Origin of the sequence: Actinacidiphila guanduensis (genome assembly GCF_900103985.1) — a bacterium.
Classification (GTDB): Bacteria; Actinomycetota; Actinomycetes; order Streptomycetales; family Streptomycetaceae; genus Actinacidiphila; species Actinacidiphila guanduensis.
Genome location: NZ_FNIE01000002.1, coordinates 529,650 through 551,101, shown reverse-complemented (window position 1 = coordinate 551,101; position 21,452 = coordinate 529,650). Strand labels below are relative to the sequence as shown.

General features: G+C 69.7%; 20 protein-coding genes, 1 tRNA gene and 2 pseudogenes. 16 read left to right on the top strand and 7 right to left on the bottom strand.

Features of this window, described 5'->3' with window-relative positions; all coding sequences use genetic code 11:
• Positions 1–15: 15 nt before the first annotated feature.
• The 4 genes from BLR33_RS05690 (at position 16) to BLR33_RS05675 (ending at position 3,597) form a co-directional block, all read left to right on the top strand.
• Positions 16–89, top strand: a tRNA-Pro gene (locus BLR33_RS05690).
• A gap of 204 nt (positions 90–293) precedes the next feature.
• Entirely contained in the window at positions 294–1,028 is a 735-nt protein-coding gene (locus BLR33_RS05685; RefSeq protein ID WP_176930138.1) for a hypothetical protein, read from the top strand.
• 38 nt (positions 1,029–1,066) lie between these two features.
• Positions 1,067–2,038, top strand: coding sequence for an EcsC family protein (locus tag BLR33_RS05680; RefSeq protein WP_245771177.1), 972 nt, complete (start codon positions 1,067–1,069; stop codon positions 2,036–2,038).
• Positions 2,039–2,205: 167 nt separating this feature from the next.
• Positions 2,206–3,597, top strand: a complete 1,392-nt coding sequence (locus tag BLR33_RS05675; protein WP_093783126.1) for a Mucin-2 — start codon at positions 2,206–2,208, stop codon at positions 3,595–3,597.
• A 225-nt stretch (positions 3,598–3,822) separates the two neighbouring features.
• Here BLR33_RS05675 and BLR33_RS05670 read toward each other — a convergent pair whose 3' ends face one another.
• The 3 genes from BLR33_RS05670 to BLR33_RS05660 form a co-directional block, all read right to left on the bottom strand.
• Entirely contained in the window at positions 3,823–5,337 is a 1,515-nt protein-coding gene (locus BLR33_RS05670; protein ID WP_093783125.1) for a LacI family DNA-binding transcriptional regulator, read from the bottom strand.
• Positions 5,338–5,360: 23 nt separating this feature from the next.
• On the bottom strand, positions 5,361–5,708 hold the full coding sequence (locus BLR33_RS05665; protein ID WP_093783124.1) for a helix-turn-helix domain-containing protein: 348 nt from the start codon (positions 5,706–5,708) through the stop codon (positions 5,361–5,363).
• A gap of 164 nt (positions 5,709–5,872) precedes the next feature.
• Positions 5,873–6,391, bottom strand: a complete 519-nt coding sequence (locus tag BLR33_RS05660; RefSeq protein WP_245771176.1) for a helix-turn-helix domain-containing protein — start codon at positions 6,389–6,391, stop codon at positions 5,873–5,875.
• A gap of 362 nt (positions 6,392–6,753) precedes the next feature.
• On the opposite strand from BLR33_RS05660, the gene BLR33_RS05655 reads away from it, so the two are divergent.
• The 6 genes from BLR33_RS05655 (at position 6,754) to BLR33_RS34670 (ending at position 12,783) form a co-directional block, all read left to right on the top strand.
• Entirely contained in the window at positions 6,754–7,677 is a 924-nt protein-coding gene (locus BLR33_RS05655) for a hypothetical protein (protein ID WP_093783123.1), read from the top strand.
• A complete protein-coding gene (locus BLR33_RS05650; RefSeq protein ID WP_093783122.1) occupies positions 7,674–8,366 on the top strand; it encodes an ATP-binding protein in 693 nt (230 codons plus the stop codon). The genes BLR33_RS05655 and BLR33_RS05650 overlap by 4 nt, the downstream gene beginning before the upstream one ends.
• Positions 8,367–8,469: 103 nt before the next feature.
• Positions 8,470–9,234, top strand: coding sequence for a DUF2637 domain-containing protein (locus BLR33_RS05645; protein WP_143031636.1), 765 nt, complete (start codon positions 8,470–8,472; stop codon positions 9,232–9,234).
• A gap of 480 nt (positions 9,235–9,714) precedes the next feature.
• Positions 9,715–10,248, top strand: a complete 534-nt coding sequence (gene mobC / locus BLR33_RS05640; protein ID WP_245771175.1) for a plasmid mobilization relaxosome protein MobC — start codon at positions 9,715–9,717, stop codon at positions 10,246–10,248.
• A complete protein-coding gene (locus BLR33_RS05635) occupies positions 10,249–11,973 on the top strand; it encodes a relaxase/mobilization nuclease domain-containing protein (protein ID WP_093783120.1) in 1,725 nt (574 codons plus the stop codon).
• Between the two features lie 516 nt (positions 11,974–12,489).
• Positions 12,490–12,783 (top strand): hypothetical protein, encoded by a 294-nt coding sequence (locus BLR33_RS34670; protein ID WP_143031635.1) that lies wholly within the window; start codon positions 12,490–12,492, stop codon positions 12,781–12,783.
• Positions 12,784–13,289: 506 nt separating this feature from the next.
• Here the strand turns inward: BLR33_RS34670 and BLR33_RS35870 are convergent.
• Positions 13,290–14,086, bottom strand: a pseudogene (locus BLR33_RS35870) (transcriptional regulator); the annotation flags it as partial.
• Between BLR33_RS35870 and BLR33_RS05625 the strand changes: the two are divergent.
• The gene (locus BLR33_RS05625) at positions 14,011–14,484 is read left to right on the top strand and encodes an HAD family hydrolase (RefSeq protein WP_093783119.1); all 474 of its coding nucleotides are present in this window, start codon (positions 14,011–14,013) and stop codon (positions 14,482–14,484) included. The pseudogene BLR33_RS35870 and the gene BLR33_RS05625 overlap by 76 nt on opposite strands.
• A gap of 162 nt (positions 14,485–14,646) precedes the next feature.
• On the opposite strand, the pseudogene BLR33_RS05620 reads toward BLR33_RS05625, so the two are convergent.
• The 3 genes and pseudogenes from BLR33_RS05620 to BLR33_RS05610 form a co-directional block, all read right to left on the bottom strand.
• Positions 14,647–15,293: pseudogene (locus tag BLR33_RS05620) on the bottom strand (HAD family hydrolase).
• A 9-nt stretch (positions 15,294–15,302) separates the two neighbouring features.
• The gene (locus tag BLR33_RS05615; protein ID WP_245771174.1) at positions 15,303–15,857 is read right to left on the bottom strand and encodes an NUDIX domain-containing protein; all 555 of its coding nucleotides are present in this window, start codon (positions 15,855–15,857) and stop codon (positions 15,303–15,305) included.
• Positions 15,858–15,916: 59 nt separating this feature from the next.
• Positions 15,917–17,257 carry a transcriptional regulator gene (locus BLR33_RS05610; protein ID WP_093783118.1) on the bottom strand — a complete coding sequence of 447 codons (1,341 nt, stop codon included), beginning with the start codon at positions 17,255–17,257 and terminating at the stop codon, positions 15,917–15,919.
• Positions 17,258–17,434: 177 nt separating this feature from the next.
• Between BLR33_RS05610 and BLR33_RS05605 the strand changes: the two genes are divergently transcribed.
• The 5 genes from BLR33_RS05605 to BLR33_RS05585 all read left to right on the top strand — a co-directional run bounded on the left by BLR33_RS05605 (position 17,435) and on the right by BLR33_RS05585 (position 21,401).
• The gene (locus BLR33_RS05605; protein WP_176930137.1) at positions 17,435–17,809 is read left to right on the top strand and encodes a recombinase family protein; all 375 of its coding nucleotides are present in this window, start codon (positions 17,435–17,437) and stop codon (positions 17,807–17,809) included.
• Positions 17,810–17,897: 88 nt separating this feature from the next.
• A complete protein-coding gene (locus tag BLR33_RS05600) occupies positions 17,898–18,440 on the top strand; it encodes a DUF6907 domain-containing protein (protein WP_143031634.1) in 543 nt (180 codons plus the stop codon).
• A gap of 63 nt (positions 18,441–18,503) precedes the next feature.
• Entirely contained in the window at positions 18,504–19,394 is an 891-nt protein-coding gene (locus BLR33_RS05595) for a helix-turn-helix domain-containing protein (RefSeq protein WP_093783115.1), read from the top strand.
• A gap of 524 nt (positions 19,395–19,918) precedes the next feature.
• A complete protein-coding gene (fxlM, locus tag BLR33_RS05590) occupies positions 19,919–21,148 on the top strand; it encodes a methyltransferase, FxLD system (protein ID WP_093783114.1) in 1,230 nt (409 codons plus the stop codon).
• 64 nt (positions 21,149–21,212) lie between these two features.
• Positions 21,213–21,401 carry an FxLD family lanthipeptide gene (locus BLR33_RS05585; protein WP_093783113.1) on the top strand — a complete coding sequence of 63 codons (189 nt, stop codon included), beginning with the start codon at positions 21,213–21,215 and terminating at the stop codon, positions 21,399–21,401.
• Positions 21,402–21,452 lie beyond the last annotated feature (51 nt).

Genomic DNA, 21,452 nt, shown 5'->3' with positions numbered 1-21,452 from the left:
TAATCGTCGTTGCACCGGGGTGTGGCGCAGCTTGGTAGCGCGCTTCGTTCGGGACGAAGAGGCCGTGGGTTCAAATCCCGCCACCCCGACTCCAAAGCAGCAGCTCAGGGCCCTGATCCTTCCGAGGATCGGGGCCCTGAGTCGCTCCCAGGGGCGTCTTGGGAGCCATTTGGGAGCCAAACTCGTCAGGCGGCTCCCGGGCAGGAGCGGCTCGACTCGGCGGAACGCCTGAGACGAGCCGCGTTACGGCGCTACGGTCGCCCTCACGGCTTCGTTGCCGCCGAGGGGGAAGCATGCGCGGGACAGACCAGCAAGAGCCGGGACTCATAGCCGGCGAGGTGCCACTGTCCAAGGTCATGGCCAAGCTCCGCCAGGACCGACCCGTCTTCCACTCCGAGCGGGATCTTCAGCACAGCTTCGCGCGCGTCCTGTGGGAGCTGGCGCCCACCATCCAGTCCCGACTGGAGGTGCGCCAGAACGCTCCCGCCGCGGTCGGCGCCGAATACCTCGACCTGCTGTGCATGGGCCCTTCGGCACGCACGGCGATCGAGTTCAAGTACCGCACGGCGACGTGGACCGGCACAGCCGGGTCCCCTCCAGAGGACTACGCCCTGAGGTCCCACTCGGCCACCGACCTGGCCCGGCTCGGCTTCGTCACCGACATCACCCGCCTGGAGCGCTTCGGCGACCGCCCCGACCAGAACGGCCTGGCTCTCCTCATCACCAACGAGGCCGGCCTGTGGATGCCGCCCAAGCAGGACAACACCCGCGACCGCGAGTTCCGCATCCACGAAGCCCGCAGCCTCAAAGGCCAACTCCTCTGGGGCGGGGGCGGCTACGAGCGGAACACGCGAATCCTGCACGGCTCCTACGCCCTCAACTGGCAGCCGTACTCCATGCAGGACGGGCCCCGGGGCGAGTTCCGCTACCTCGCCGTTTTCATCGACCCCGAGCCAACGCCGGGTCTCCCAACCCAACCATCAGTGCACGGATCCGACGAGCACAGCCGAAAAGGAGAACCTCAATGAGCCCTCACGCCGGCCCGCTCGTCGACGGTGCGCCTCGGATGAGTGCCTACGAGGGGCAGGTGTGGACCGCGCTCAACGAGCACTGGGAGCGCCGCGACAATCGCCGCGGTCTTCCGAACTGGGCAAATGCGGCACTCGGTCGCACTGGTGAGGCCGCGGGAAGCGCGGTGAGCCGTGTCAGGGGCGCTGTGCCCAAGGCCGTCAAGGAACCGATCCGTCGCGCAGGTGATGCCGTCACCACCAAGGCGGCGCGACCGGCACTCGCGGCGGCGGCAGCGCTGCTCGATCTTGTCAACGACTGGGCACTGGAGCTGAACGACCCGAAGAACGTCGAGAAGCTCGCTCGCAAGCGAGGTGTGGAACTCAACCATTTCACCGACCTGCGGCAGCAGGATCTCAAGTCCTGCGACAGGCTGCTGACCTTCAACGCCCTCACGTGGCGCACCGCCGGCGCAGTCGAAGGTGGCGCTATGGGACTGCTGGCCATGGTCCCCGTCGCCGGTATCCCCGTCGCGATGACTGCGGACATCCTCGTCATCCAGGTGCTGAGCACATCGATCGCGGCGCGCATCGCGTACTCCTACGGCTACGACGCTAAAGATCCCGACGAGCAAATCTTCATCCAGCGCCTGGTACGCCGGTCCTTCGTGGCACAGGCAGCCAAGGTCGAGCCATTGCGTGACACCGCTCGGGCAGCGGAGGCAGTCAGAGGGCGCATACGGTGGTCGGACAAACTCCGCCAGGACCACCATCTCCTGGCCGCACTTGAGAAGCTGATGCAGCAGCTCGGCCCGGCCGGGTCCAAGGTGTCAGTCGAAAACGTCGCCAAGGTCGTACCGGTCGTGGGTGTCCTCGTCGGAGCCGGCATGAATGCCGCGATCCTCGGCAGAGTGGCGGCCGACGCCCAACGGTATTGCCAGACCCGGTTCCTGTGCGACAAATACGGGCTGCCACTGCCAACCGCGCTCGCGAGCGGCCAGGACGACGACCACGAGAGTGGCACCGCGTGAGGACGGCGACCCCCATCGGCTGATCTGGCTCGCGAAGTCCTCCGCAAGCCGCGTCTCACGGCTCGGGTACTGTCCGACCGATCATGACGGCCTGATCGCCTGGCAGCCTGACGGGCGGGGGATCATGGCCGTGGACCAGCCGGCGGAGACACAGGGGTAGGGGAATCATGGTCGCGTTCCACGCGTCCGCGCTGGACGGAGTCGCGCGCAACCCGGCGCTCCCGACACCGTTGCTGCTGCGCCTGCTCGCCTTCGACGGCGGCGGTGACGGCCCGCCCCGCCACGCCCTCCAGCGGGCTGGACTCCCCGAGACGGCCGTCGAGATAATCCTGGCTCACCCGAACCCGGCCGCTCGGATCAACTTCGCGATGAGCGCCAGAGCCGAGCCCGTGCAACGGGCCCGGCTCGCGGATGACCCTTCCCCCGAAGTGCGGACCGCTCTCGCGTACGGACCCGAGTGGTGCGACCCGCGTACGACGGTCGCACCGCTGCCGGACAATGTGTGCGCCCGCCTGCTCGACGACTCCGCCCCTTCCGTACGGACGGCCCTGCTGGACTCCCCCCATCTCGCCCCGTCCTTCATAGCCGCCTTGGCGACGCACCGCGATCCGGCAGCACGCCGAGTCGCGGTGCGCGCATGGCAGGATCTGCCGCCGGACGAACGGTCAGCGCTGCTTGCCGACCCCGCCCCTGAGGTGCGGCGGGCCGCCGCACTGTGGGAGTGCCGACGGAACGCGCGCGTCACCGCCGAACTCATCCGTGATCCGAAGTCCGCCGCTGAAGCGCTGCGCCACGGACTCCTGCACCGCGCCGACGCTGAACGATGCGTCGCCGCGCGGACGCATCTGGCCTCCCTCGCCGAGAACCCGTCACTGCCCACCGACCTCGTGGAGCGGCTCGCCATCGACACCGACGAGGCCGTACGGCTCGCCGTCTCCCTCAGGCCCGAACTCGGTGAGACGCAGCGCATGACGATCGACTTCACGGTGGAGGCCTTCGACAGGAGGAATGTGGAGTGGGTACGGAACGGTCTCGCCGACCCCGAGGTGCTGCGGCGGGCCGCGACCTCCGCCCATCCGCTTCTCCTGCGCGCCGCCGCCCAAAGCCCCCACCTGCCGCCCGACCTCATACGCCTGCTCGCACGCACCGAAGACCCCCTGGTGGAAGACCTCTTGAGCGTGCACCACCCCGACACCCCGCAGGAAGTATTGATGCGTGTGTACACACGGCTCGGCGGCACATTCTCATCCTGGATGGCGGAGACGCACCCTCGCTTCCCCCGCGAGGGCCTCGCCGCGCGCTACGCGGACCACCCGGACGGCAACTACCGGCGGCTGGCTGTCCGGGACCCGGCCGCCACTCCCACGCTGCTCGAACGGCTCAGCCATGACCCCGCAGTCTGGACACGCCAGGCGGCGGTCAGTGACCCACGCCTCCCACTCGACCGGCTCCGCGAAGCACTTCACGTCCCTGAACTGGCCTTCGCCGCAGGTGCCAACCCTGCCCTCCCCAAGGACGAGATGACCGCCGTCCTGAACCGCGCCGACGTTCCTGCCTGACCACCGAGTGACCAGGGGACGCGATCGCGTCGTCGGCGTGGTCCATCAGCGAGACAATGGCGAGATTCTGAGGGTCCCCGACCGAAGGAGCGCTTCTCGCCGCCCGCGAAGGCCAACATCGCCAGAACGGATCGCGCACCGGTCCGTGCTGCGAGTGCTCGCAGCACGGACCGATTACAAGTGGTGGGGCAAGCTACCCGCGGCCTTCCTGCCGAATCCGAGGACCTATGGCTCCCGAGACGCCGCGCGGGCACGCAGCAATCGATCGAGCGTGTCGACCGGTGAGCTCGGGTGCATGCTCAGCCGCGCGTCGAGCGCCGCCTCCCACTGCGCGGTGAGCCCGGCCCGCAGCCGCTGGCGCATGCCGGGCGTGACGTGGGCGTACCGTGCCGAGACCGAGCCGTCGAAGTGGCCCATGCGGTCGTCCATGAGGACCTTCTCCGTGCCCAGGTCCTCCATCACCGTGCGGTGGGTGTGGCGCAGGCCGTGAGGGGTGAGCCCCTTGGCGATCGGGGCCCAGCAGGCGTCGGCTCGGCCCTGGGAGTTGCGGCCCCGCACCGGGATGCCCGGCCAGGGCTCGCCGACGAGCGGCACAGGTCGGGACCCGCCCCTCGCCGGGTACCGTCCCGAGACGGCCGGGGCGAACAGCCACGTGGCGAAGCTGCTGCGGCGCCAGTGCGGGGTGTGCCCGACGATGGTGCCGCCGCGTACGAAGCCGAGGTCGGCGATGGCCTTCTCCACGCGGAGACGGGTGGACTCGGTGACCCGGTCCGGGTGGTTGAGGACGTTGGACACGGTGCCGGCGGAGGTGCCGGCCCGTCGGGCGACGTCGACGAGCTTCGCGCCGTGGTGGCCTCCGGTGCGGGCTGCCCGCTGGCCTCGGAAGACGTACGTCTTGCCGTGGCAGGAGCACGGGGTCGGCTTGGTCCGGGCGATGTGGTCGGCCAGCAGGGCCGTCAGCCAGGGCGGCAGGTCGATGGTGCGGTAGCTGTCGTCCTTGGGCGGGCAGCGCACCATTTCACCGTCGTCGAGCTGGTACAGCTGCCACTCGACGCGGACGGCACCGGGGCGTACGAAGCCGGTCTCCAGGCCGACGACTTCACCCCAGCGCATACCGGTGAAGGCCATGAGGATCACGGCGACGAACTCGTCGTCGCGCCCGGACAGGAGGGCGGCCCGCTCGGCGATGAGCAGGGCGCCGAGCGGATCGGTGATGACCTTCTCCGGTCCGCGGTTGCGGGAGCGGCCGGCGCGTTTGCCCCGTCCGCGCCGTGTCGTGGCCGGGTTGGCCTCGATGAGGCCTTCGTCGACGGCGTCGGCCAGGATGAGGTGGAGCACCGCCCGCCAGGTCTTCACGCTGGTGGCGGCATACCGCGCTTTCTCCTTCTTCTCCCACAGTGCGACGTCGGTCCGCAGGATGCCGCCGAGTGCCTTGTCCTCGAAGTCCGGGAGCAGGTGCTCCTCGATGTGGCGCCGGTAGCTCTGCATGGTCGATGCGGCAAGGTCCTGGGCGGCATACCAGCGACTGGCGTACTCGCCGAACGTCTCCTGCCCGAGCCCCGGATCGCGCCACTTACCGCGCCGGAAGGCGAACTCGGCCTCGTCCGCGGCCCGCTTCGCCTCCCGCTTGGTCGGGAACTTGACCACCGCACCTGCCGCGTCGACGACGGTGCCGTGCTTGCCTGGTGCGGTTTTGAACCGGCCGCGCCAGTAGCTTCCCCGCTTCTCCGCGAAACCCATGGGTCCTCCTCTCCAGTGTCGCTCTACGCGGCCGTGTCGAACTGGTCGCGGCGTAGCCGACGGGGAGAACGCGCGCGAAGGCGTTCTGCCTGGGCGGGATGGGCACCCCTGGACGCGGATGGCTGGGGAGCCGGCCTCGGAGCGGCGACGTCGGGCTTCGGCATCAGTGTCGGGCGCTCCTCGTTGAGGCGGATGATCTCGGCGAGGTGCTCGGGGGTGAAGCGGTACGCGCGGCCGACCCGTGTGAAGGGGATGAGGCGTCGGCGGGCACGGTCCTGGACCCACCAGGCGGAGCAGCCGAGGACGTCGGCTATGTCCTCGGGGCGGTAGAGCCGGGACATGGGGGCCTCGTGGTGGGGGCGTTCAGGCATGGGCGGTCGCCTCCTTTGCGCGGGCGCGGGCAGGAGGGATCGCGGGCATGGCGGTGTGACGCACAGGGTGTCCTCTTCTGGCGGCGCGGGGAGCGGCAACTCCGTGGGCTCGCCGGTGTGGTACTCAGGGATGGGCGGTGCGGTGCGGGGGCTTGCAGGCGGGGCTATTCGGTGTCCTTCCGGTTGGGGCTGGGGCGGTTGCGCAGTTGGTACGGCTGGGGCAGGCCGGTGAGTTCTTCGGCAACGGCAAGGGACGCGGCGGCTTCGGCTTCTTCGCGGACGTCGGGGTGTTCGTCGAGGTAGGCGTCGAGAGCGTCGCGGGCCTGGGCGGCGGCGAGGTTGGCCATGTGGGAGGCGCGGTAGGCGCGTCGGATGTCCTCGACCAGCTCCATCGCGCGGGCGTGGGCGGCGAGCCTCGGGGGGCCGACGAGGTTGACCAGCGAGATGCCGAAGACCTCGGCGAAGCCGAGGGCGTCGTCGACCGTGACCCGGCGCTGGCCGTTCTCGATCCGCCACACGGCGGAGGGGTTCATCTCGTAGCCGGCAGCGTTGAGGCGGTCGGACAGGGCGTTGGTGCTCCAGCCGCGGGAGTCCCGTTCGAGCTTGATGCGCACCGCGACGTTCTCCTCGCCGGCGAGCTGGTTGATGCTCGGGCCCGGCAGGTCCTCCTCGTTGTCGCCCACCCACGCCTCCTTCCGTCCGTAGTACCTCACTGCAATCCGCAGGAGACTACTAGGATACACGCCGTTCTGCCGATTGCAAGTAGTTGCTGCGATCCGCAGAGACGTGGTATTCTCCTACCATCCCCCGCACCCTGCCCACCGACCACCCGCACACGACAAAGCCCCCGGCGCTGACACGCCGGGGGCTGAAGCAGAACCCTCGAAGACCGCCCATCCCTGAACGATCACGACCGGCATACGGCCCCGGGGTTGCCGCCCCGAAGCCCGCCAGGAGAGGAACTTCTGTGAACCAGCGTACGGCCCCGCCCGCCGTGCTCGCATCCCCCTCACCGCAGCCCGCCCCGAAGGCGGGGTGCTGAGGCGTGGCCCGGATACGCACCATCAAGCCCGAAGCCTTCGCCTCGGAGTCCCTGGCCGCGGTGTCCCTGTCGGCCGAGCGGACCTTCTTCGGCCTGCTCACCCAGGCCGACGACCACGGCCGATTCCGCGACCAACCCGCCGTCATCGCCGGCCTGCTGTGGTCGCTGCGCCCCGACCACGGCCCCCTCGGCGTCGAGGACGACCTCACCCAGCTCGCCGCAGCCGACCTCATCTGCCGCTACGAAGGCGACGACGGCAAGCAGTACCTGCACATCGTCACCTGGCAACGCCACCAGAAGATCAACCGCCCCAGCGGCCTCCGCGCACCCGTCTGCCCCCGCCACGAGGCCGCCGGGAGCAGTGAACCGTCACGACGAGATCAGCGAGTCCTCCGTGAGGAGTCAGTGAGCCCTCACGGAGGACTCGCCGAGGACTCACAGCAGACGCATGAGCGCTCACTGAACCGCGGACCCGCAGGTCAGGTGGGGTTCAATGAGCCCTCACCGAGGGCTCACGGAGGACTCAGTGAGTCGTCGATGAGCCCTCAGGGTCCGGATCTAGGACCTAGGATCCTGGACCTGGGATCAATCCCTTCGGGGGGCGCGAGCGCCCCCGCGCCCAGCCCCACCGTCTCGGCGAAGCAGCTCATCGGCGAGTACGTCGCGGCATGCGCGCACCGCCCGCCGGAGAAGGTCCTCGGGCACCTCGGCCGGGAAGTCCACCAGCTCCTGGGCGAGGACATCGCCGCCGACCATATCCGCGCGGGACTGGACCGGCTCCGGGCCAAGGGACTGAGCCCGAGCGTCCTGCCGAGCCTGGTCAACGAAGCGATGAACGCCACTCCGGCAGGGGCCAACCCCCGGACGCCGCACCGCGCGTGGACCAACCCGGCAGACGTCGAGGACGCCTACGGCGGTGACCTGTGACCACCGTCACCCGCGAACCCCGCACCGCCGCCGGGGCGGTGCGCCGTCTCACCGCGATCCTCACCGACCGGGGCATCGACCCACGAGCCGAGGTCATCGCGGAGCCGGAGCCGGTCACTGCGCTGCAGCTTGCCGATGCCCGCATCCCACCCCGGTACCGCCACGCTCTCGCCGACCACCCGCGCATCACCGCCTGGGTCACCGAGATCGCCCGCACGGGCAGGCCGGGCCCCGGTGGGGTACCCGGCATCGCGACGGGGCCGTCGCTGCTGATCGCCGGGCCGACCGGCACAGGCAAGACCCACCAGGCGTACGGTGCGATCCGCACGCTGCTCCGGGCCGGGGTCAGGCTGCGGTGGGAGGGGACGACCGTAGCCGACCTGTACGCCGCCCAGCGCCCCCAGCACGGCAGCGACCCCGAGCAGCAGCTCTGGCGCCTGGCCCGCAGCCCGCTCCTGCTGCTGGACGACCTCGGCGCGGCCAAGCAGTCCCCGTGGACGGAAGAGTTGACCTACCGCCTGGTCAACCACCGCTACAACCAGCTCCTGCCGACCCTGATCACCACCAATCTGCCCGTCGCCGAGCTCCGTGACGCCGTCGGCGACCGCGTCGCCTCCCGCCTCGCCGAGATGACCGACCGCGTCATCCTCGCCGGCCACGACCGCAGAAGGCACGCCGCCGCTTTGTAACCGGCCCCGGGCCGCCCCCCTGGCCCCGCCGTCACGCCCCCGCCTCGCTCCTCCGCTGACGCCTGCCCGCGCGCGGAAGCAGAACCCACACCGGAGTTCCCGCATGCCCCCGAGCACCCGCACCACAGCCCACCAGGCGACCGCCTGGGACCGCGCAGCCGTCGCGCTCCTCGGCGCCGCGGGCTGCACCCTCTCGTACGACTCCCTCCAGCAGATCGCCATAGCCATCCACATACGCCCCGCCCTGACCTACCTCTTCCCCCTGGTCATCGACGGCTTCATCGCCTACGGGGTGCGCGCCCTCCTCGTCCTGCGCACCGCGCCCTTCCGCGCCCGCCTCTACATCTGGACCCTGTTCGCCGCGGCCACCACGGCCAGCGTCTGGGCCAACGCTCTCCACGCCGTCCGCCTCAACCAGCAGACCCACATCACCGGCCTGCACCTGGACGACACCACCGTGGGCATCCTGTCCACCATCGCCCCGCTGGCCCTCGCCGGCGCCGTCCACCTCCACATCCTCATCACCCGCGCCGACAACGCCCCACCGGCGACCGGCGCCGTCACGCAGCCCGAGACCGTCGAGCATCAGCACGAGACTCCGGTCGGCCCCGAGCAGGAGATCCAGCACACCCGCCCCGAACCCACCCCGGCACGCCACGAAACGGCCCACCCGGCCCGCCGCATCGGCAGGCCGCCCAGCGCGGAACTCGACGAACTCCTCATCCTCGCCCGTCCCGCCTGCCAGCTGCACGAAATCCCTACCCGCGCCGTGGTCCGCGAGGCCATCCGCGCTGCCGGCCACACCATCAGCGAGGACCGCCTCACCCAGCTCATCGCCACGCTGCGCCGCGAACGCGACGGCCACTGACCGGAAGTCTCCCCAGCTCAACCGGCGGACCGGCCCCAGCTGGTCCGCCCATCCGGTCATCCCTCCCAGCGCGCGGACCAACGCACGAAAGCCACCCCAGCCCTCGCCCTCCGAACCAGCCTCCGCGCCACTGCTCGATTTCTGCACGCGGCGCCGTTCAGTTCCGAAACGCCCGACGGTTCGGAAACTCATCACCCCCACACGGCCTTCCCCCGTCCTTCGACACCAGGGCGGACCCCGCCACACCCACCGCCGCCCTCACAGCAACGGACCGAACACCATGCCCCACGACACGAACAGCCAACCCGCCGTCCAGCCCGTGTCAGGTGGTCCCAGCCTGGCCACGAACCCGGTACGGTACGTGCCAACGTCCCCAACAACGCGGTCACCACAGCCATGACCAGCCCAGCCCCCGGCGGAGCAAGGTATGGCGCTGGACCGTCCAATGGCCGGTCCCCCGCAGGCCCCTCCGCCCCGGGGGTGACGGAGGAACTCCGGCGCCAGGGAGCACCGGAGGGACCAACCACCGCCGCGTCCGCCGAGGCGCCGCCCGCCGATCCGCCGAGCCTGATCCGCGCCGCTGCCGAAGCCGCCGTGCGCCGCATCGCCCGCCGCCGTAAGCGCGACGGCACGCAGCGCACATACCGCGTCGACGTCCGCTACAGCCACACCGAGCAGCAGGCCATCAAGGCCAAAGCCCGTTCCATGGAGATCGCCGGCGCACACCTGGTCGGTGCGGTCGTCATGGCCTTCGTCGAAGGCACCCAGCCCCTGCCCGGCCGCCGTACCGAGACCGACGACCTGATCGACGAACTCGTCGCCCTGCGCACCCAGGTCGCCCGGATCGGCACCAACGTCAACCAGATCGCCCACCGCCTCAACGCCGGCGGCACCCCCTACCCCGCCGACATCCCCCTGCTCGCCCAGGCCCAGCACACCCTGGACTGCGTCCGGGCCGCCATCGCCAACATCGAGACAACCGCCCACCACGCGGCTGGCCGGAAGGCGGCCTGAATGATCGCGAAGATCACCCGGGGCAAGCAGATGCGCCGCCTGCTCGCCTACCTCTACGACACCGTCCGCGCCAAGGACCACACCGACCCGCACCTGGTCGCCTCCTGGGACGGCTTCGCCCCCGACCCCGGCCGCGACCCCGATTCCAAGACCGCCATGCAGCAGCTCACCAACGCACTCGAACTCCGTCTGAACCAAGCACGCGGCAAAGACCAGCAGGTGCCCGACAAGCCGGTCTGGCAGTGCTCGGTCCGCGCCGCGCCCGAAGACCCCCTCCTCGCCGACGCCCAGTGGGCCGACATCGCCCGCCGCATCGTGGCCGCCACCGGCATCGCCCCCGCCAGCGACCCGGACGGGTGCCGCTGGGTCGCCGTACGCCACGCCGACGACCACATCCACATCGCCGCCACCACCATCCGCGGCGACCTGCGCACCGCCCGCCACTGGAACGACTACCTGCGCGCCGACAAGGAGCTCGAAGCCGTCGAGCGCGACTACAACCTGCGCATCGTCATCCGCGGCGACCTCACCGCCGCCAAACGCCCCACCCGCGCCGAAACCGAAAAAGCCCACCGCACCGGCCACCACCACACCCCCCGCGAGCAACTCCGCGCCACCATCCGCACCATCGTCGCGGTCTCCACCAGCACCGAAGAGTTCTTCCACCACCTCAACCGCAGCAACATCCTCGTGGAGATGCTGCGCTTCCCCTCCGGCGACATCCGCGGCTACAAAGTCGCCCTTCCCGGGGACACCAACGCAGCCGGCGAACCGGTCTGGTTCTCCGGCTCCACCCTGGCCCCCGACCTGTCCTACCCGCAGATCCACGCCCGCCTCACCGCAACCCCACTCCAGCCCACCCCCGTAGTCGGCACACGCCGGCCCAACCCCTGGCACCAAGCCACCGCAGCCATCGAACGCATCCCCCACCACCTCACCCACAGCAACGACGCCACCGCCCAGGCCCACATCACCGCCTTCGCCGAAGCCCTCGACGTCCTCCCGGTGGTGACCCCCAAGGTCGTCCGTGCGCAGGTCCGCCAGGCGGCTCTGGCCTTCGAACGCGCCAGCCGCTCCCGCATCAAAGCCGACCACCAGCATGCCAAAGCCCTACGAGGTGCCATCCGCGCCATCGCCCGCCAGCCCATCGCCGCCGACGGCGCGACACTGGCGATGTTCCTCGACGCCGCCGTCCTTGCCCTCGTCGCCATTCAGCGCTGGCAGTCCGCCCGCCACCACAACCAGCAAGTCCAAGCCGCCCACCGCACCCTCACCCACCTTCAAACCGCCTACGACCACACCGCCCCGGCGCCTCTGGCCACCCTCACCCAACGCCAGCTAACTGAGTCCGTCATGCACAACCAGGCCGCGCGGATACGCCAGGCCGTCCCCGCCTACGCCGAACGCATCCTCACCGAATCCGCCTGGCCCGCCCTCGCCACCACCCTGGCCGACGCCGAAACCGCCGGCCACGACCCCGCCCGGCTCCTCCAACAAGCAGCCGACCAACGCGCCCTCACCGACGCCCGCTCCCCCGCCCAGGTGCTGACCTGGCGCATCCGCCGCCTCACCCAACGCCCCGCCCCCAGCCCCCGTGCCAAAGCAGCCCAAGCCCGCAGCGTCCGGTTGACCGGAGTTGGCACGGTTCAAGGACCGTCGAACACGATCGCGCCGACTACTCACAGTGCAAACTCTCTATCGCACTCCCCACGCCGCAGGCAATAATGACTACGGATAGTCATTGCCGCCTGCTGCATGCCAGTCGGCCACTGCCGAACAGCCCCCTCGGGACGCCTGGTATAAAACGCTCATAAGTGCATAAACCATAAGTCCCTCCGAGGCCCTGACCTGCGAAAACCTCTGGAAGGCCGCTCACGACCCAAACGGAAGCGGCCCGCCACAAAGCCCCAGTCGGTTCCCGATAGGCCGTTAGGTGAGAAATTTAGCAAAGATGCAGGTCAGAGAGGTGGAAGTGCCCCTTTTGGCAGCCGACACACAGCTGCTGGCCCCCCACGGCTAATCGAGCGGCACCTGCCCCATCGGCCATCTTGGCTATTAGCATGGCCCGCTAACGCGTTCAGCCAGGTCAACCGCTATTCCCCCCACGGGTCCAGGCATAACACCGGTACAGCTTCACGGAGTCTTAGGCGAGAGGCTATAGTGGAAACCCCCGGGGCGCTTCCTAGCCCGAAACCCACCCGGGGGCTTCCTTATGCCTCAACTCAATCCAGGACTAGCCAGTTGAATGAAGCAGCCGAGACTCCGAACGAGTCCGACGAAAAAAATGATAGCACAGACGGCGAAATAATGGCCGACCAAACTGTGCCTCCTACCAACGAGCAGACGGAAGAAACCGCAGACGGCACCGACGGCGATACGAGGCGCAGTAGTTGGGCTAGTGTCGTTCCACTCGTTTTAGTTTTGATGTTCTGCGTCATACTTGTCGCACTGAACGCGAGCGTCGGAACAATTACTGCGATCGGCACTGCGGCAGCAGCAATAATCGCAGCATGGGAAAAATACCAACGCCGCTGACTCGCGAAATATAGCATCTCAGCAACACTGAATGCTCTCGCAAAATGGGCCGGGCTGAAGAAGAAGGATCCCTTCAATCCGGCCCACTAGAAGCTGCAAGCAAAGTTCACCGAGCCACACCTCTCAGGCCGATCCCGAGACAATGAGAGGGACCCATCAAAAACGCGCCGACAGTACGAGCACTAGATACACAGAGTAACCAATAGGCCGTTACGCTCCGTGCTGGAAAGTCGCCAGTACGTCATGCTGAGCGAACGTGTGACCGGGTGGTTGGTGCTTTATCTGCGGACCGAGCTGCCGACCGGCAGCGGGCAGCGGGCAGGAGCGTGGCCGTGCAATGGCGTCCAGCGCTTCGTAAGGCGTGGCATCAGCGAGGGGACCGAAATCAGGGTCGGCCAGCAGCCACGTGAGCGGGTCCAGGCGAGGCGTTCGAGGGAGGTGCCCAGGCCGAGGACGAGGTGGTCGGGGTGGGCGGCGTCCCAACAGCCATCGCCTCCACCACTCCGTTACGCAGCCGCCACCAATTCCTTGGCGCGCTCGTTGAAGTCCGCGACCAGTCGGTGGTTCCCGAACAGCTGCATCCGTCGTCGAAGGTCTTGGACCGCCTCCACGTACCGGGAGCTCTTCACGTGCCGTGAGAGGGACAGGGTGCGCAGGCCGACAGCGTGGGCGGCTTCGAGTCCGCCGCGCTGGAGGTGGGTGGCGGCCACGGCTGCTTAGGACATGGCCCCTCGGCGGGCGCGGCGTTGGGCGCGGGCCTGGTCGATGGACTGGCGGGCGTGCTGTTCGACCGCGTCCGTGTCGCCGAGGTCGCGGAAAGTGTTGGCGTGTTCACCGTGGAGGTAGGCGGGGTCGATGAAGGCGACCTACTCCTGCTCGTCCTCCAGGCGGACGCGGCTGTAGGCGACTCGGACTGCACAATGGCATGCGCGGCTCCGGCCCTGTCGCCGAGCATGGCCAGGGCGCGGGCTTCCACGGCCCACAGGTCTGCCAGGCACACAGGCGAGGTGCCTTTGGCGAGTCCGGCACGGCCAGCCTGAGCCAGGCGCCGTCCTTCCTCGGGCTTGCCCAGGAGGGTGGCCTGGTCGGCCATGCCGGCCAGGACGTGGGCGCCCAGGGCGGGGTTGCGGGATTCCTCGGACAGGCGCAGGGACTGCACCAGGTAGCGCTGGGCGATGCCGTGTTCGCCGTTGTCGTAGGCCATACACCCGAGCAGGTAGGTCTGCTCTGCCGCCGCCTCGCACAGCGCCCCCCGTACCTCCTCGGTATAGGTCCGGCGCAACAGCGGGAAGACGTGCTGGTTTCTCCGCCCTGACCGCACTGCGCTCCGCTGGCTACCGCGTGATCGTGGCAGGCAACCAGACCATCCGGGCGGGCGAACTCCTGCGCGGCCTGGACCTGCCCGCGACCGTGACAGCCACCTCCGGCGAGTGGGGTGTCGCCAAGCCCGATCCCCTCTTCTTCGACCGGGTCGTCGCTGCCGCCGAGTGCGCACCGCGAGAGGTGCTGTACGTGGGCGACCACCCGGTCAACGACGTCCACGCGGCAGCTGCGGCCGGCCTGTCCACCGCGCACCTGCGACGTGGCCCATGTGGGTACCTGTGGGCCGACGACCCCGACCTGGTGCGCACCGCCGACCTGCGAGTCGAGTCGCTGACCGACCTGGCGGACCGCCTGACCACCAGCCGCTTACCCCGCTGACCCCGATCAGAGGGGGCAGTTGAACGGAGAGCGCCGAATTTCCTGCCGGACCGGTTCTCCCCGCCGACCAGGGACCGATGGGGATCGGGGAATCCGAGCGCTGATCGCTCTTACGGATCGGCCGCGGCAGGGACGTTCGGCCTACGGGCTGACTGCCGTCACTCATTCCATCACCCGGTCCGCGTCCGTCAGGTCGGGGAGGACTCTCGCTGCGCCCGCTTCGTGTAGTTCCTCGGCGCTGCTGCCTCCGGTGGCGACGCCGATCACGGGCACGCCGGCGTCCCGGCCGGCGGGGGTGTCGCCGAGGAGCACCGCCTCCGTGGGGTCGACGTCACCGGCGCGGTGGAGCGCAAGGAGCACCAGGTTGGCGCGCTCGTCGGCGTCCTCGCCGTAGGCGCCGAGGTCCCACTGGATGGGGCGGTCAAGGTCGAAGGCGGCGAGCTTGATCTCGGCGACGGCTCGCACGTTCCCGGTGACGACGGTCTGCACGACGCCGGGCACGGCCGCCAGCCGGTCGAGAACGAGTGCCGCCCCGGGGAGTGCGTGACCGCGCTCGCGGAGGCCGGCGGCGTGCTCGACGTGGGCGGCCGCAAGTGCGGCGGCGAAGCGTTCGAAGTCGCGGCGGGTCGTCCCGATGCCGTGGAGCCTCGCCGTCTCCCGGAAGATCACCGCCTCGGTAATGCCGTCGATCCTGGCCTGGGTCCGCATGGCTCTCCGAGGGTGCGCTCGAAGGCGAGTGCCGACAGCTCGCGGCCGACGCCACGGGTCGCTATCAGCGTGTGATCGATGTCCCAGAGCACCGGGCGCACAGCGTCTCCTTATGGGGCTGTCGTACCGGCAGCGTGCATGTGGTGGAGGAGGAGCAGCGCCGCGACGGAGTTCGCGGAACGGATCTCGCCCCGTTCGACCAGCGAGGGCACCGAGGCCAAGGGCACCCACTCGCGGCGCTCCGATTCGAAGTCGTCCTCGGGATGCCCGACGTACTCGGCGCTCTGTGCCCAATAGACGTGATGCCGGGCGTCGGATAGGCCGTTCGACGGCTCCACGGTGAGCAGGTGCTTCAGGGGCCCGGGGCGCCAGCCGGTCTCCTCCAGCATCTCCCGCGCGGCTGCGGCCTCGGCGCTCTCGCCCTTCTCGACTTCGACGACACCGGCCGCCAACTCCCAGCCCCACGAGTCGGTGATGAAGCGGTGGCGCCACAGCAGCAGAGCCTCGCCCTGCTCGTTCACGGCAGTGGCGAGCGCGACGGGCCGCTGCCGGATCAGGTAGTGGTCGAGGTGGCGCCCGTCCGGGAGTTCGACATCGGCGAGGTTCAGCGTGAGCCAGGGGTTCTGGTAGACGGTCTTCTCACCGAGGTTCTTCCACACCGACACGCGCGCGCCCCTGCCTTGTCCCGAACCGGTCGTTGGCGACGCTACCGCACCGCCGATCGTCACAGCGGCACGGAGAGGACGGCGTCAATACGGTCGACGGCGTCCCGCCCCGCCTTCGACCCCTGGCCCGACAGCGCATGGCGCAATCGGACGAACCGGCCCCGCAGCCGCTGCGACTCCTGCCCCTGCGCCAGTTCCAATGCCTCAACGGCATGGGCCGCGGCCCGATCGGTGTCCCCCCGCCCGAGTTCCGCGCTGGCCAGTGTCGCCATCCGGTGCACGGACCCGCGAGCATGGGCCCGTGCCTGCACGGCCTGCTGCGCGTACGTGCTTGCCGGAGCCCAGTCCCCGAGGCTCATGAGCGCCTCCGCGAGCTGGGCCTCGACCAGACCGGGCTGCACGTACCCGAGTTCCGCCGGCTCCTCAGCGGCCCGGATCCTGTCCGCAGCGGTCTCGGCGGCGAGCATGCACCGGTGCGCTGCCGACTGGTCGCCCATCCGCGAGAACGCCTTCGCCTGCATCGCGTACAAGTCCGTTGCCAATGCTGGAGACATGTGGGTGCCTGCGGTACGGATGCCGGCCTCCGCGAAGGCCACCGCCTGCCGGAAGTCCTTCATGAAGATGGCCTGGTTGACGAGCAGCGCTATCACGTAGCCGCCAAAAGCCCGGTCACCGCTGGCCTTCGCCAGGCGCAGCGCCTGGTGGAAGTAGCGCTGTGCCAGTCCCGGGGCGTCGGAGTCGTAGGCGCAGATCCCGGCGACGGCGACGAGGCCCCCGGCCGCGCGGTACAACTCGCGCCCTGTGGTGTCCGAGTAGGACCCCCGCAGCAGCGGCGCGGTGTGGTCGGTGAGGAACCGCACGACCCGCCCACGAGTGGCCATCCCGCCGACCTGGCGGTACATCGCCTCGTAGTGGGTGCGGGCGACCGAGAGGATCGCCAGGTCGCCCTGCCCGATCCGGACTGAACCGGACCGCGAGACGTCCAGGTCATCGGGCGGGTTCTCCCATTCCCAGACCGGCCCGACTGCAGCCAGCCCAGTGATCACCGGCGGCTGCGGGGCAGCATTTTGACTGCGGCCGTCGCCACGCCACATGGCCGTTGAGCGCTCGATGAAGCGCGCCAAGGGAGTCGCCGTGGGCGCGCCACCGTTCGGGGCGTCCATGCCGATATCGGCACCAGCAACGGGGCGCCCCAGCTTCGCGGCGAGAACATCGCAGATCAGGTCCGGGACGATGCCGCGGGGCTTCTGGCCGCCCAACCAGCGGATCACGGACGTGTGGTCGTACCGGGTCGCCCTACCTGTCCGGGCCAGATGTTCCTTGTTCACGCGGGACGCGAGACCTGCGCGGGACACACCGGCCTCGTCCATCAGGGCGTCGAGCAGCGCGTTCGGTTCCATGTGATCCTCGCATCACTCTCAGTTCCTCCAGCGTAGCCACCTTCACTTCACACACTGTGTGTTCAGCGCACCCGCGCACGGGCCGCATACACAGTCCCGGGCGCGCCCGCACAGGTGAACCCTGGCCACATGACCAATACGTCCGCCCGACGCGGGCGGGGAGAAGCCCCCCGGACCGTGGCAGTCCACATCTACGACCGCCACACCACACCTGACCGGGACGCCCTGCGACATCGCCTGGAGGCGTGCTCCGCCTTCGCACGCCGACAGGGCTGGGAGATTGTCGGCTGGTACGTGGACAGCGGTACTGACGCATTCACCTACGACCGGCGTCCCGCCCTTGACCGACTGCTGCACTCGATGTCGCAGGGCACAGACGACCGGCGCCTGCTGATCTACGACTGGAGTCGCCTGTCGAACGACCTCGCTGTGCAGGCGGAGTACCTGCGACGCGTCCGCGGCAGCGGTGGCACCACGAACACCGTCATCTCCGGCGACAACAACTCGTCCACTCAGCGGGGGCGCCTGCGCTCCCTGGCGCGTGTGGCATGACCGAACCCGGGTTTGCCGACCGGCCCGACAGATCACCAGCCTCCGTCGGCCTTACCCCCAACCGCTTACCAATGTCCGAGGACAAGCGATGAGTACGACGAACTCGGCCGCGGGCCCCGCCGCCCCGACCCTATTGCAAGGCAGCATCTCTGCCTCTGCCGAGTCCGCGTCGTCCCTTGAGGGGAGTGTGCGGCGGTGGACGATCACCACCACCGACGGGCAGAAGCACTCGGGGCCGCTGGGCAGTTGGGCGGAGGAAGACCCGAGCGAGACCGATGTCCCGCCGGAGTCCCTGACCCGGCATCTTGAGGACCTCACCCTCTGGGCGGCGTTCCCGGGAACGTCGATCGCGGTCCAGTCCAAGGCGTTCGAGGACTGGGAGACACCCGTGGAGTACCCGGTCATGCGGGCCTCGCTGGACTGCTACCCCTACGAGGAGGACCCGGCCCGGCGCGTGCCGCTGCTGAACATCGAGCTGGCGCCGGAGTGCTCGGTCATCGACCTCGACCCCGACCGGCTGGCTGCCTTCCTGGCGGCGATGCGCGCCCAGTTGGACCTGCTGGAGCAGGTCGCCGGCAAGGCCCTCGTCGAAGCCCGCGAGGAATGGGAACGCATCCGCGAAGACACGTAACCCGAGCGCTTTGCGCAGTCGTCCGATCTCGACCCCAGACAGGACCACTCCGAAGGCATATCCATGTCCAACTCCCCTGCCCGCAAGCGCCATCCCTCACCCCGCCTGTCCTCCGCGTCCCCACGGCTGCTCTACGGGGCCGAGTTGCGCTACTACCGCGAGGCCAAGGGCTGGAGCCAGGCACGGCTGGCCGAACTGCTCTACGTGACACCGTCGTTCGTGGCGAACCTCGAGACCGGCCGCCGCCTGCTCCACCCCGACCTCGCACCCCGGCTGGACGAACTGCTGGAGACCAACGGCTTCTTCGTCCGCCACATCGAAGCCGGCCGATCCGGCCCCGGGCCGGAAGTGCTCCTGGACATCGCGGACCAGGAGCAGCACGCGGTGACGATCCGGGACTGGGACCTGCACTTCATCCCCGGCCTGCTGCAGACCGACCTGTACTCCGCCGCGTTCCGGCGCGCCCACGGCCCCGCACGTGACCTCCCCGAGCAGCACAGGCGGTGGACGACCCGCACCGCCCACCGCCCCCTCCTGCGCACCCGCAGCTCGCCGGCGTACTGGGCGGTGATCCATGAGTCCGCCCTGCGGCGGCCATTGGGCGGCCCGAAGACCATGGCCGCTCAACTCGACGCCCTTGCAGAGTTCATGCGGCAGGGACGGGCGGCGGTGCACGTCCTGCCCTACACGGCATCGGTGGTCCACGGCCTGGACAGCGCCCTGCGCATCACCGAGACGGAGGGTGAGTACCCGATCGCCCACATCGTGACCGGCGAGGCCGTGAAGGCCACCGCGGACCCGGCCACCGTTTCCCTCGCGCGGATGACCCACGACCTCCTCCTCAACACCGCCCTTCCGCACGCCGATTCGCTCTCCCTCATCGACGGCCTCCGCCTGGAGTACGACCGCCAGATCGTGGACACCACAGCGCACGCCCAGACCCGACCGGCATGAACCGACGCTCACCCACGAACTCACGGAGGACTCATGCACGGACCCCTGACGCGTGACTCGGCACTGGCGCCGGCCAGCTTCCCGGACTTGGAAGCGGCCTACCTCGCGCTCCTGCGCACCGCCACCGACGAGAGCGAATTCCGTATCGCGCCGCGGAGCAATGCCGCCGTGGGGTGGTTGGGGCCAGCCACGGTGCTGGGTGTGAGCGCGACGTGTTCGCGTGCGAGGCGCGTGCCAATCCGGCCCCCGTCGGGCGATCAAGTCACAGTCCTGGTCCTCTCCGGCTGGACGACACCGCCGCCTGCCCTGGATCCGCCCCAACTGTGGTTGAACGCGAGGGCTCCGCCACGGGGTGAAGACACCGCCCCGGCACGCCTGACCGCGCCCTCCGACGCATAGCCCTCATGCTGGCCCCGCCGGGCCACCCGGGTATCCGGCGATTCCCGCCGGACGGGCCGGGGCTGCCCGAGCGCTGCCTTTGCCCACCGCACGCGAACCGACCCCCGCACGAAGGATTCCTCGTCATGACGACGACCGAGCCGAACCAAAGCGACCTCGCCGCAGAGCAGTTGCGCGACGCCATGGTGCAGCACCTCATCGAACTCGGCGCCGCTCGGGACCCGCGGGTCATCGCGGCCTTCCGCGCCGTCCTCCGGCACCTGGCCACCCCCGATGTGGACGTGGCCAAGGCGTACGACGCGGAGTTCGCCGCCGTGACCAAGACGGACGCGACCGGGGTGGACATCAGCTCGGTCTCGGCCGCACGGGTGCAGGCCATGCAGATCGAGCAGGCCCGCATCCAGCCGGGGATGACCATCCTGGAGATCGGGTCCGGCGGTCCCAACGCCGCCTACCTCGCGGAGATGGTCGGTGCGGACGGCCGCGTGATCACCATGGACATCGACCCTGACGTCACGGCCCGCGCGACGGGCTTCCTCCAGGCGGCCGGCTACCGCAACGTCACCGTTCTCACCGCCGACGCGGAGAACGGCGCCCCGGACCAGGGTCCGTTCGACCGGATCGTCGTCACGGTGCAGGCCGCCGACATCCCTCCCGCCTGGATGCACCAGCTCAAGGAGGGCGGCAGGCTCATCGTGCCGCTGCGGATGCGGGGCATGACGCGCACGGTTGCCTTCGTCCGAGAGGGCGACCGACTGGTCAGCGACGGTTTCGAGCTGTGCGGGTTCGTCCCGATGCAGGGCGCCGGCGAGAACCGTGTCCGGCTCGCGGTCCTCCACGACGTGGAGGACGAGGAGATCGCGCTGCGGCTCGACGGGCACCCCGAGCCGGATGCCAGGGCTCTCGCCGAGGCCCTGCACTCGCCGCGGGCAACGGTTTGGTCGGGGGTCACGCTGGGCGGCTCGGAGTCCAACGAGCACCTGGACCTGTGGCTGACGACGGCGCTGGACAACCTGCCGCTGATGGCGGCGAAGCCCGGTGCCCGCAAGCGTGGCCTGGTCACCTCCGCCTCGCCCCTCGGTGTCCCGACCCTCGTGGACGGCGGCAGCCTCGCCTACCGCACCGTGCGCGCCACCGATGCCGAGGACCGCTACGAACTGGGCGCGATCGGGCACGGCCCCCACGGCCGGGGGCTCGCCGAGCGCCTGGCTTCCGAGATCCGGACCTGGGACCGCGAACACCGCAACGACCAGGCGCGTATCGAGGTCCACCCGGCGGGTACGCCGGACGACCGGATTCCCGCGGGCCGCCGTATCGAACGGCGGCACACGCGGATCACGATCACCTGGCCGTAGCCCGTCCGAGGCCCGCGGCCAGGCGGTACAGCACCTCCCTACCCACCTCTTCAGGAGGCACCAGATGGCACAGCAGAGCACCGGCACGGTCCTCAAGGCGGCGACCGACTACCGCACGGACGAGGACTTCGACCTCGACATCGAGACCGTCAGTGCGGCCCCGGTCCTGGGCTCGTTGCTCAACGACACCAGCGACAACTGCACCTCCACCTGCGCATCCGCCTGCTCCAACAGCACCTGCATCGGCGGATGACATGAGCCCGGTCCGGGGCCGCGCGGGTTGCTCCCGTGCGGCCCCGGGCCC

Excerpts from the sequence above, each read along its gene's own strand:
- BLR33_RS05595 (WP_093783115.1), top strand. The coding sequence starts at position 18,504 with ATGTCCAACTCCCCTGCCCGCAAGCGCCATCCCTCACCCCGCCTGTCC.
- BLR33_RS05680 (WP_245771177.1), top strand. The coding sequence starts at position 1,067 with ATGAGTGCCTACGAGGGGCAGGTGTGGACCGCGCTCAACGAGCACTGG.
- BLR33_RS05675 (WP_093783126.1), top strand. The coding sequence starts at position 2,206 with ATGGTCGCGTTCCACGCGTCCGCGCTGGACGGAGTCGCGCGCAACCCG.
- BLR33_RS05685 (WP_176930138.1), top strand. The coding sequence starts at position 294 with ATGCGCGGGACAGACCAGCAAGAGCCGGGACTCATAGCCGGCGAGGTG.
- BLR33_RS05665 (WP_093783124.1), bottom strand. The coding sequence starts at position 5,708 with ATGCCTGAACGCCCCCACCACGAGGCCCCCATGTCCCGGCTCTACCGC.
- BLR33_RS05610 (WP_093783118.1), bottom strand. The coding sequence starts at position 17,257 with ATGGAACCGAACGCGCTGCTCGACGCCCTGATGGACGAGGCCGGTGTG.
- BLR33_RS05670 (WP_093783125.1), bottom strand. The coding sequence starts at position 5,337 with ATGGGTTTCGCGGAGAAGCGGGGAAGCTACTGGCGCGGCCGGTTCAAA.
- BLR33_RS05600 (WP_143031634.1), top strand. The coding sequence starts at position 17,898 with ATGAGTACGACGAACTCGGCCGCGGGCCCCGCCGCCCCGACCCTATTG.
- BLR33_RS05585 (WP_093783113.1), top strand. The coding sequence starts at position 21,213 with ATGGCACAGCAGAGCACCGGCACGGTCCTCAAGGCGGCGACCGACTAC.
- BLR33_RS05635 (WP_093783120.1), top strand. The coding sequence starts at position 10,249 with ATGATCGCGAAGATCACCCGGGGCAAGCAGATGCGCCGCCTGCTCGCC.
- fxlM (WP_093783114.1), top strand. The coding sequence starts at position 19,919 with ATGACGACGACCGAGCCGAACCAAAGCGACCTCGCCGCAGAGCAGTTG.
- BLR33_RS05645 (WP_143031636.1), top strand. The coding sequence starts at position 8,470 with ATGCCCCCGAGCACCCGCACCACAGCCCACCAGGCGACCGCCTGGGAC.